Source organism: Streptomyces sp. ADI96-02 (assembly GCF_003846185.1).
GTDB lineage: Bacteria > Actinomycetota > Actinomycetes > Streptomycetales > Streptomycetaceae > Streptomyces.
In genome coordinates this window covers 3,453,369-3,461,500 of sequence record NZ_ML123034.1, presented here as the reverse complement: position 1 = coordinate 3,461,500, position 8,132 = coordinate 3,453,369, and the positions used below count along the sequence as shown (strand labels likewise).

Sequence of the window (8,132 nt, the reverse complement as noted above, 5' to 3'; positions counted from 1 at the left end):
GCAGCTCGCTGCGGGGGCCTTCGACGTGTGTGGTCTCAGTCGCGCAGGGTGGCCAGCTGCGGGACCTCAGTCAAGGGGCCACCACCCAGCACCCGCGCCCTCGCCGCTCAGGCACGCTCGACCAGGGCTGCAAGGCCGATGGTCGTGCACCAGAACGAGCCCGTCGCCGCGACGCTGTTGAGCCCGACGAAGCGGCCCAGTCCCCGCCGATAGACCGACCGCTGACGGCCTCCTTCGCTACATCCGAAGGAGGTCGTCGCTGTACCCGGATCACGCCGCAGGCATCAGGTAACCGCTCGCCCCTCTTGGCTCAGATGTCCCTGTAACACCGTGGCCCGCTGCTACGGTCCCCGCATGACGCACTCGGTCTCCGCTGTCCGCTCTGTCGACCTCCGAGTCGAGCCGGTCGACAAGGTTCTTGACCGCGTCGAGCGGTCCCTTCAGACCCGGTTGGACCCGGGCACGGCAGTGCGCAAGCGCCGGTCCGTGGGGGCCCGCACGGACCGAGGTACCTGGGTACGAGTGGAGCGGCGTTCGCTCGACAGGATCACGGACCAGGGGTGGAACGGTACGGAGAGCGCTGCCCGGTTGGAAGGCGTTACCCAGCCCGCGTGGCGGGGGTGCGTGGTCTGGCAGGACGCGGACGAGCCGGTGATGTGGCGGGCCGACGAGACCGACCTTCTTCCCGGTACGCCGATCGGGACCGCCGTCCTGGCAGAGGAGCCGACGCTGTCCGAGGAGTGGTGGCGGGCCTTCGGGGATTCCCTGGACGCGCTCGCGCGGAACACGACCAGGCGCGTGGCCACTCCGGACACCGTCACGATCACGCAGGAGCTGGTCAGCGAGTCAATCCGGGGCGTGTTCCCCGAGGTGACCGACACGACCGTTGAACGATGGGTTCCGGCCCACGCCGACCTGAACTGGGCCAACATGAGCGCGCCGGCCTTCTCTTTCTTCGACTGGGAGGACTGGGGAAACGCCCCCCGGGGCCTCGACTCCGCGACCCTCTGGGCCGCCTCGCTCGCCGTCCCCGCTCTGGCCGACCGCGTACGGCACGAACGGCGGCACGACCTCGAGAGCCGGGACGGCAAGCTGATGACACTCTTCGTGTGCGCCAAGATCCTCGGACCGGACGCCCACCCGGATGACCCCAGGATCGAACCCTCCCGGCACAGGGCACGGCAGGTCATCTCGGAGCTTCAGGCCGACTGACCCATCGACCGCTCCCGGAGGAGGGTGCGGTACTCGTGGATCGTCCGCTCATCGGGCTCGGCAGCCAGGGCGTCGAGCAGTTCACCCAGATGAGCCGGATCGTCCGTACCCACGGCCACGGTCTCGACACGGGGAAGGCAGTACGAGGCCCGAAAGGCCGCCTGTACACAGGAGAATCCGTCACCGCCCCGAAGGAAGACCCGGGGGTCGATCCGATCCCATACCGGGTCCCCCGTGCTTCCGCCGAAGGGGCTCATGCCCCACAACCGACTGCGGTCAAGGTCCCAGGCCGCCGCGAGGGCTTCGACGGCGTCGAGCGTTCTGGTTCCGACCACCAGCCCGGCGCGCGCCATGAGGACCGACGGCTTCGGCGCGGTCGGATCGACCAGGCCGACCAGCGGTGACGGGTCCCATGAGGAGACTCCCCAGGTGCCGCACAGCCCCTTCGATGTGGCGCCGTCCAGCGCGGCGCACGCCTGGGCCAGTGCGTCCCGGCCGTGGTCGACGGGGTCACGGAGGGAGTGTTCCGGGTTGTGCAGGAACACCAGGTCGGGCTCCCGTCCGAGATCCCGAGCGGCGTGTTCCACGGCCTCGTACAGCCGCACGGGGTCCAGAGAGTGCTCCACCCGCTCCCGTCCGGGGAAGTAGCCCACCTTCGTGGAGACCGTGAACCTGGGCAGGAGATCGCTGGCCGTCCGCGCCAGGACGGTATGCGAGTGGAAGCCGAGGTAGTTGGTGCTCGTGTCGATCGAGGTGACGCCGAGATCCAACGCTCCGGTCAGGAGACGGCGTTCGTGACGAGACCGGTGTAGCCCGAGGACAACTCGGGGGTGAGCACCGCGCACAACTCCTCCTTCACCAGGATCTCGGCGACCTCCACCGCTTCGGACCCGACGACGGAGACCACCTGGGCCAGTGGGACGGGCCTTCCGCTCAGCAGCAGCCGGAGCGAGGGCAGTGCCTTGGCCAGGAGGGTCAGCTTCTTCCCCGAGGCCAGGACGTCGACGGTCTCGCCGTTCTCCTCGATGCGCGGAGGGAAGTGGGTGGTGCACACCACGGCGTCGAGTGATCCGAAGACGTCCAGGAAGGGGACCTGTCGGGGAAGGGGCATCGCCTGCTCATGCGCGGCCAGAAAGTCGGCCGGCGAACGCTCGGCGACCAGCTGGGTAGCGGCCTCCGTCAGGGCGTGGAACGCCGCTCCGTCACGACGGTCCAGGTCGTGACGGAAAATCTCCTGCTCCCGGCACCAGTCGCCCAGCCACGCCAGCCAGCTCGCGCCGGTGCGCTTGGTGATCCCGAAGGTGACGTGGAGGCTCTTCCCCGACCCGTGGCCGTTACGGGTCGCCTGGTGCCAGTGACCACGGGGGATGTGCATCACGTCACCGGCTTTCATGACCCCTGACCAGATGATCTCCTCGCTCGGGGTGTCGTTGGGGTCGGCGTCCCGGTACAGAGGCACGGACCGAGACGTGCCCCGGACCTCCCAGCCCTTCTCCCCTGCCAGCTGGACGATCATCACATCGTGGTCGTCCCAGTGCAGCGGGAAACCCGACGCCTCGTTGGTCGTCAGATACGCGTTGACCTGGACGCGCTCGTGCGACCACCACTGGAGCGCCCGGCAGGCGACTTCCATCGCCGGGTCGAAGACGTTGGCCTGGTCGAGGATCACCGTGGCCCCCTCCCCCAGCAGCCGGCCGAGGCTGTGCATGTTCACCATGGGGATGCTCTGGCCCCGAGGGCTGACGCTGTCGGTGAAGTAGACGGCCGGGTGAACTTCCTTGCTCTCCTGGAAGACCCGGAACTGCGGGCGGTTCATGCTCCGGCGCATGACGATGTCGAGCAGGCGGTTCGGGGTGAGCACGCGCGAGATCAGGTCCGGATCGTCAATGCTTCCCTGTACGAAGTCCTTGCCGAGTTCGCCCGCACCGTTCCATTCGAGCGCCGTCTCGATGGCGCTGATCAACCGGTGTTCCATCGTTTCCTCCTCATGAGATCGGTTGATAGGGAGCGGTGGGGTCCGCAGGCAGAACCACGGACCCCACCGCCACCCGCTACTCGCTGTCGTGCAGGTTGCCGTCGCCTCCGGGCCACGGCGAGTCGCCGGAGCTACCGGCGTTGTCCGACCGGAGGCTGTCGTACCGGTCGTGGACGGAGGTCAGCTCCTCGACCGCCACCAGGAGGCCGCTCCGGGCCGACGGCGGCGTCGTGTTCTCTGCCACCTCGTTGTTCTCCTTCCTCTTGGGTTCCTCCCGCCGGCATTCCGGCGGAGGCTGGGTGCCGCACCCCTGTTGGTGCTGGATGCGGATGACATAGGGGACGGACGGCCGGAGGTTCGGAGACCTCGTCAGGCATCAGTGGGCGGTACGGGCGTCCCAGCAGATGTTGGCGTCCAGGACCCGCTGATCAAGCTCGTGCAGGCCGGCGCGCTCGTACAGGCAGGCCCGGCAGGCGTACAGGGACGCATGCATTCCGCTGGACCGGACCGGGCCGATCCACGTCACCTCGACGTTCTGCCGGCCGCACCACAGCCAGCACTCGCCGTACGGATGCCACTCGTGGCGGTCCCACAGGGCGTGGGCGGTGGGCTCCCCCGTGCTCGGATCGATGTCTCGGCGGGTGGGCCGAAAGGCGACGTCCGGGTCGGGAAGAGGCGACGGGCGAAGCGGATACATCAGACGGCCGGGCGAAGCGGCTGGAAACACGGCGTCCGAGAACCGACCGATCTCAGTCCTGGAAGTGCGACCTCGGCCCAGACGCGCTTGCCACGCCCGAGCGGCTCCCATCCGGACCGCACAGCAAGGGCGTCCACCAGCGCCAGGCCCCGGCCGCGTTCGTTCTTGGTGCCGAAGCTCCCTGTCCGGGGAGCGTCACGGTTGCCGTCCCGCACGTCGATCAGCAGACCACCAGGGCTTCCGAGAACGGTGATCGTGACAGGTCCCTCGCCATGGACCACGGCGTTGGTGACCAGTTCGGAGATGATGAGGCGGATCACCTCGGTCGTCTCCTCATCCAGAAAGCCCCACGCTCGGACCCGCTCCACGACCGAGCGCCGGGCGAAGGAGACCTCCTCTTCCCTGCCCACGAGGACGAGACGGGTGGCGAGCGAGGACATGGTGGATGCCTCCATAGAGTTGGAAGGCGGCTCCGCCAGGACAGGATCGCGAGCGAAGCCGTCGATCTGATGTCCGTCCAGGGGCGAGGGCGCGAGCCCAGCCCGAGGACGACTGAGGTCCAGTCAACGGCCGCTCCCCTCGGCCGCGGAACGTTTCTGGGGGGTTTCTCCAGGGGACGCCACCCTCGTACACCAGGGGTGGAATGCATTCCCCGACCGCCCTGTTGACTTCGACAGGAGTGATGGCATGCCCGGTGAGTCCTTAGCTGTCCATCCTTTGACCTTCGTCCGCCAGTCGCGCGGATGGGGGAAGGCCGAGTTCGCCCGCCTCATGCAGGCGCGCGGAAAGCTGCTCGGCATTCCTCTGGCGACGAACCGCACGACGGTCTGGAAGTGGGAGCAGGGGCAGGAACCGGACTCGGACGCGCAGCGCGTGCTCAGCGATCTGCTGTCCGTTCCATACGAACGGGCGCGGGCGGAGGGGTGGCCTCGGTGGCTTCCGGTCTGGGAGGTGACGGGGCTCACCGCACCTTGGACCGAAGCCGGCACCGTCGAGGCGCTGGCCGATCTCGTGGGGAGTGGACGGTTGGATCGACGAGGCTTTCTCACCATCACCGGCGCGACCCTGACGGGGCTGGCGTCGAGCTGGGTCGAGGCACCCTCCGCATTCGCCTCGGCGATCAACGGCGACCGCGTCACCGACGTGATGGTCTCGACGGTCGAGCAGCGTGTCAGCACCCTCCGCACTCTTGATGACCAGGTGGGAGGGGCCCGGCTGCTGGAACAGGCCCGAGGTGACCTTTCCCTGGTCACTGGCCTGCTCAGCGGTGGCCGGTACACGGACGACATCCGGGTCCGCCTGTACGCGCTGGCAGCCCGGACCTCGCACCTGACCGGCTGGATGGCGTACGACGCAGGGATGCGGTCCGCGGGCCAGCGGTACTACATCGGGGCGCTGCGCAGCGCCCGTACCGGCGGGGACGACGCCTTCGGCGCCTTCATCCTGGCCGAGATGGGCGTCCACGTCTCCGAAGCCGGACGCACGGCCGAGCGGGTCGACCTGATCTCGACCGGCATCGACAACGCTCCCCGCAGACTATCTCCCTCCGCTCAGTGCTTCCTCTACCTGCACAAGGCCGAGGCCCTGTCACGCGACGGCGATCACCAAAGGGCCGGCACAGCCCTCAACCGTGCCGCTGCGCTCTGGGAACGCCAGACGGCGGGTGACGCCCCGGACTGGCTCGACTGGTTCGGCGAGGCGCAGGTGAAATCGACAGAGGGCAAGGTGCTGCTCCGAGCGGGGCAGGTGGAGCGAGCGACGCGTTCGTTGGAGACTTCCGTCGAGCGGGCAGCGCCCCGGGACAAGGCCGTTCGTTCCAGTCGACTGGCCGAGGCCCGGTTGGCTGGTGGCGATCTGAACGGAGCGCTGGACGCCGCGAACTACGGTGCCGCGCTTCTGGAGGACAAGGTCAGCTCCGTGCGGGCGCTGGACCGCTTGAAGGAGTTCTCCTCCCAGCTCGAACCCCATCGGGCCGTTCCCTCCGTACGGGAATTCCGCGAGCGTCTCCAGGCGGTGCCCGTGGCGGCCTGATCTTCGCTGCTCAGGAACTTGCCCCCGGAGCGAGCGTCCGGGAGTGCCAGGATGGACGGCATGACGGTGATCAACGGTGAGGTCGCGGCAGGGTTCGAGCCGGTACGGGAGGCGTTCGCGGCGAGCTTCGCCCGGCGCGAGGACATCGGCGCAGCGGTCTGCGTCTACCAGAACGGCCGCCCCGTGGTGGACCTGTGGGCCGGAGTAGCGGACCCGAACACCGGCCGCCCGTGGGAACGGGACACCCTCCAACTCGTCTACTCGGCGACCAAGGGCGCGACCGCCACGGCGGCACATCTGCTGGCCCAGCGCGGTGCGCTGGACCTGGACGCCCCGGTGGCCGAGTACTGGCCGGAGTTCGCCGCCAACGGCAAGGCGGAAATCCCGGTGCGCCGGCTGCTGTCCCACCAGGCCGGCCTGGTGGCCCTCGACGAGCCGGTGCCACTGGACGAGGCACTGGCCTGGCACCCCATGACGGCAGCCCTGGCCGCCCAACACCCCCAGTGGACACCGGGGACAGCACACGGATACCACGGCAGGACCTGGGGCTGGCTGGTCGGCGAAGTGATCCGCCGGGTGTCCGGCCGTACGCCAGGCCGCTTCTTCGCCGAGGAGATCGCCGCACCGCTCGAGCTCGACTTCTTCATCGGGCTGCCGGTCGGTGAACGCGACCGGGTCAGCCGCATGGTGTACCGGAAGCCTGACGTCGACCTCACCACCGTGCCCGAGGAGTCGATCCCCGAAGACCTCCGTGACCTCGTCGCCGCCTGGCGCGACCCGAACTCGCTCAGCAACAGGGCTTTCGCGGTGACCGAACCGGCGAACATCGACTTCGACTCCCCCAAGGTCCAGGCCGCGGAACTTCCCTCCTCCAACGGCATCGGCACCGCGCACGCACTGGCGCGCATGTACGCCGCGCTGATCGGCGAGGTGGACGGGGTCCGCCTGCTCACCCCGGAGACGTTGGCCTCGGCAACCGACGAGCAGGCTTACGGACGCGACCAGGTAATGGTGGTGCCAAGCCGCTTCAGCTCCGGATTCATGCTGTCCACCGAGGACGTTCCCATGACTGGAGCATCTGCTTTCGGTCACACGGGCCGCGGGGGCTCACTCGGCTTCGCCGACCCGGAACAAAGCATTGCCTTCGGCTACGTCATGAACCACATTGTCAACGGCTCGGACGACATGCGGGCGGCGGCCCTGACCGACGCGGTACACAGGTCACTGGGGATGTTGTGAACCGAAGCCGCTGTAATTCCCTCACTGGCCCCGATGCCCCCTCGTCGTCGCTGGAGGATCCATGAACGTCCAATTCGGCCCGCTGACCGTTCGCAGGCGAAACAGCAGCGATACCCTGCGAGCCGGCAGCGATGCCGTGGGGACGCTGGGTGACTTCTGGCAGTGGGCCTGTTCGGACCTGGTGGACAGCACCATGCGCGGGGTCCTGGCCGAGTACATCGTCGACACCGCGTTGGGCTCCGTCGACAGCACACGTGTCGAATGGGACACAGTCGACGTCCGTACACCCGAGGGGTGCCGGGTGGAGGTGAAGTCGGCCGCCTACCTACAGTCCTGGGCGCAGAAGGCCCTGTCGAAGATCTCCTTCTCCATCGCTCCCGCCACCGGCTGGGACGCCTCGACGGGCACGAAGGCGGTGGCTGGCTGCGGCTGGAGGTCGTCCCCGACACCGTCTGTACGCAGCAGCGGGATCCAAGCGGACGCTTGATCCGGTTCCGCTCGACGATGCGGACTCCGCGTTGCCCGCAGGCTCCGCCCGTTGCCCGCAGGCTCCGCCCGTCACCAGCCGAGCGGGCCGATCTACCGGCGTCTCAGTAGCTTCCGGACCTCACGCCACGACCGGATGACCTCAGCCACCTCCGTGATCAACTTCCGGATCTGCACGACCAGGCACGTCGTGAGCCCGGTGGCAGCAATGGCGCCTGCCAGGACGGTGAACCAGCGCACTCGCCACCTCCCACAGATTGCGTTTCATCTCCATGGTCGTGACCGGCGAGATCAAAGTCTGCAGCTTAGAAGCCACATTTTGTGATCATGTGAGGCCGGACCGACCTGGCCCGGAAGGCGGGTGAACAATGGTCAGACGGTCTCAGTTCTGGTCTCATTCGCCCCTGGCCGGAGCCGTCCGGATGGAGTGGGCATGACCACTCCGCCGCAGGTCAGGACGCATACGCTCCCTGTCGAACCCCCGTACGAACA

At 68.2% G+C, this 8,132-nt stretch carries 9 protein-coding genes; 4 read left to right on the top strand and 5 right to left on the bottom strand.

Annotation, left to right across the window (positions count from 1 at the left end; all coding sequences use genetic code 11):
- Positions 1–354 precede the first annotated feature (354 nt).
- The gene (locus tag EES43_RS15130; RefSeq protein WP_124269218.1) at positions 355–1,212 is read left to right on the top strand and encodes a hypothetical protein; all 858 of its coding nucleotides are present in this window, start codon (positions 355–357) and stop codon (positions 1,210–1,212) included.
- Here the strand turns inward: EES43_RS15130 and EES43_RS15125 are convergent.
- From EES43_RS15125 to EES43_RS31365, 5 genes are all read right to left on the bottom strand, one after another.
- Positions 1,200–2,057: an aldo/keto reductase gene (locus EES43_RS15125; protein ID WP_124269217.1), complete on the bottom strand. Its 858-nt coding sequence runs from the start codon at positions 2,055–2,057 to the stop codon at positions 1,200–1,202. The two genes, EES43_RS15130 and EES43_RS15125, sit on opposite strands and share 13 nt — an antisense overlap.
- Complete coding sequence (locus EES43_RS15120; protein ID WP_124269216.1) at positions 1,991–3,187, bottom strand: JmjC domain-containing protein; 1,197 nt, start codon at positions 3,185–3,187, stop codon at positions 1,991–1,993. Before EES43_RS15120 ends, EES43_RS15125 begins: the two co-directional genes overlap by 67 nt.
- Positions 3,188–3,263: 76 nt before the next feature.
- On the bottom strand, positions 3,264–3,431 hold the full coding sequence (locus EES43_RS30650; protein WP_164493178.1) for a hypothetical protein: 168 nt from the start codon (positions 3,429–3,431) through the stop codon (positions 3,264–3,266).
- Positions 3,432–3,563: 132 nt separating this feature from the next.
- Entirely contained in the window at positions 3,564–3,884 is a 321-nt protein-coding gene (locus tag EES43_RS31370) for a hypothetical protein (protein ID WP_241192435.1), read from the bottom strand.
- Positions 3,884–4,324, bottom strand: a complete 441-nt coding sequence (locus EES43_RS31365) for an ATP-binding protein (RefSeq protein ID WP_241192434.1) — start codon at positions 4,322–4,324, stop codon at positions 3,884–3,886. The genes EES43_RS31370 and EES43_RS31365 overlap by 1 nt, the downstream gene beginning before the upstream one ends.
- Positions 4,325–4,571: 247 nt before the next feature.
- Between EES43_RS31365 and EES43_RS15110 the strand changes: the two genes are divergently transcribed.
- The 3 genes from EES43_RS15110 (at position 4,572) to EES43_RS15100 (ending at position 7,641) form a co-directional block, all read left to right on the top strand.
- Positions 4,572–5,915 carry a transcriptional regulator gene (locus tag EES43_RS15110; RefSeq protein ID WP_124269215.1) on the top strand — a complete coding sequence of 448 codons (1,344 nt, stop codon included), beginning with the start codon at positions 4,572–4,574 and terminating at the stop codon, positions 5,913–5,915.
- A gap of 60 nt (positions 5,916–5,975) precedes the next feature.
- Positions 5,976–7,154, top strand: coding sequence for a serine hydrolase domain-containing protein (locus EES43_RS15105; protein WP_124269214.1), 1,179 nt, complete (start codon positions 5,976–5,978; stop codon positions 7,152–7,154).
- Positions 7,155–7,215: 61 nt separating this feature from the next.
- On the top strand, positions 7,216–7,641 hold the full coding sequence (locus EES43_RS15100; RefSeq protein WP_124269213.1) for a hypothetical protein: 426 nt from the start codon (positions 7,216–7,218) through the stop codon (positions 7,639–7,641).
- The last annotated feature ends 491 nt before the right edge of the window (positions 7,642–8,132 follow it).

Bases quoted from the DNA above. Each gene is read 5' to 3' on its own strand.
- EES43_RS15110 (WP_124269215.1), top strand. From the start codon at position 4,572: ATGCCCGGTGAGTCCTTAGCTGTCCATCCTTTGACCTTCGTCCGCCAG.
- EES43_RS31370 (WP_241192435.1), bottom strand. From the start codon at position 3,884: ATGTATCCGCTTCGCCCGTCGCCTCTTCCCGACCCGGACGTCGCCTTT.
- EES43_RS31365 (WP_241192434.1), bottom strand. From the start codon at position 4,324: ATGTCCTCGCTCGCCACCCGTCTCGTCCTCGTGGGCAGGGAAGAGGAG.
- EES43_RS15130 (WP_124269218.1), top strand. From the start codon at position 355: ATGACGCACTCGGTCTCCGCTGTCCGCTCTGTCGACCTCCGAGTCGAG.
- EES43_RS15100 (WP_124269213.1), top strand. From the start codon at position 7,216: ATGAACGTCCAATTCGGCCCGCTGACCGTTCGCAGGCGAAACAGCAGC.
- EES43_RS15105 (WP_124269214.1), top strand. From the start codon at position 5,976: ATGACGGTGATCAACGGTGAGGTCGCGGCAGGGTTCGAGCCGGTACGG.
- EES43_RS15120 (WP_124269216.1), bottom strand. From the start codon at position 3,187: ATGGAACACCGGTTGATCAGCGCCATCGAGACGGCGCTCGAATGGAAC.